This is a genomic window from Mesorhizobium sp. M7A.F.Ca.CA.001.08.2.1, from assembly GCF_003998455.1.
Lineage (GTDB): Bacteria > Pseudomonadota > Alphaproteobacteria > Rhizobiales > Rhizobiaceae > Mesorhizobium > Mesorhizobium ciceri.
Genome location: NZ_RZPW01001088.1, coordinates 1 through 1,556, shown reverse-complemented (window position 1 = coordinate 1,556; position 1,556 = coordinate 1). Strand labels below are relative to the sequence as shown.

The 1,556-nt window shown below is 64.1% G+C and carries 2 protein-coding genes; both read right to left on the bottom strand.

Annotated features, from left to right (window positions below; translation table 11 throughout):
* The coding region (locus EN914_RS35015; protein ID WP_407067833.1) for a FlgK family flagellar hook-associated protein at positions 1-593 on the bottom strand (593 nt) is incomplete at its 3' end.
* 27 nt (positions 594-620) lie between these two features.
* On the bottom strand, positions 621-1,556 hold a 936-nt coding region (locus EN914_RS35010; RefSeq protein WP_164779152.1), incomplete at its 5' end, for a flagellar hook protein FlgE.

The window sequence follows — 1,556 nt, the reverse complement described above, 5'->3', positions numbered from 1 at the left end:
AAAAGCGCGTCGCGCTGGTCGAGCGCATCGGAAACGTCGGTGCCGGAACGGGTTCCGGACATGACCGACGTGTTGGCATCCTGGAACTGGCCGAGCAGCGAGTTCAGGTCATCGACGGCGGTGGCGATCTGGCCGTCGGTCTGGGTGCGGAAATCCTGGACTGCCTTGGAGCCCTCGTTGAGCGAGCGCACGACCTGCTTGGCGGCGTCGATGACGGAGGCACCGAGGTTCTGGTTGGACGGCGAGGTGGCGTAGAGCTGCAGCGCCTTCTGCAGGTCGGCGATGGCGGTCGAGGGCGAGGACGCATTGTCGACGCCATTGACCGCAACGCCCAGCTGATCCATGCCGCTGTAGAGCGCGCTCTGGCCACTCCAGGCCGACAGCGCGCCGAGATTCTGGCGAAACAAAAGCTCGTTGGCTGCGCGCTGGATATCGACCGAACGCGCGCCCGGCGCCGTACTGGTGACGACGGCCTGGCGCCGCGAATAGTCCGGGTTGGAGGCGTCGGCGACGTTGCGCGAGACAACGCTGGTCTGTCGCGCGGTGTTCATAAGCGCCGACTGGGCGATACTCAATGCGGTAGACAGTGACATGCGGGTCTTTCGCGGGCGACGCCCGTCTTATCTCTTCAGGTTGACAAGGACGTCCATCAGATCGGAACCGGTCTGGAAGACTTTCGAATTGGCGGTGTAGCTGCGCTGTGCCGCGATCATGTTGGTCAGTTCTTCGGCGATATCGACGTTGGAATTCTCGAGCGCGCCGGAGATGATGGAGCCGAGCTTGCCTTCATTGGCAAAGCCGACACGAACCGCACCGGACTCGGTACCCTGCGAATAGACGTTGCCAGGCAGCGCGGTGAGCTGGTCCGGGCTCTGCACGTCGGCGAGCGGGATCTTGTAGAGCGGCTTGGTGGAGCCGTCCTTGTACTGGGCGTAGATGGTGCCGTCCTTGCTGATCTGGACTTTGTCGATGGTGCTCGGCGCGTTGCCGTTGACCTGGGCGTCGGAAACGGTGAAGCCGGTGCCGAGCTGAGTCAGCGCCGACAGATCGAGATTGAGGGTGGCGCCGTTCGGCACGGTAAATGAAACGCCGGTGGGCGTGCCGGTGAGCTTGCCGGTGGTGGTGTCGAAGGTCAGGTTGGCCGAGCCCAGCAAGCCGCCGGCGGTGTAGGGGAACGATGTTCCAGCGGTGGCCTTCGACTGATCGAAGACCGCCACCTGCCAGGTGCCGGCGCCGGTGTTGGTGAAATAGACGTCGAGCAGCTTCTTGTTGCCGAGATTGTCGTAGGCGACCATCGAGGATTTCGACGTGTATTGCGCGGTCGCAGCGTTGGCGGCGGGCAGGTTGGCGGTCGCGACCGGTGTCGCGCCTGCCGGCAGGTTGCCGGCATAGCTGCCCTCGGTGCTCGGCGTTGCGGTCATTCCCTGGTCCGAGATGACGACCGGAACCAATCCCTCGAAGCCGTTGACCGTCGCTGCCGGCACGCCATTTTCGTAGCTGTAGGCCATCAGCTGGAAGCCGGCCGAGTTGACCAGCCTGCCCTGCCCATCGGGAAC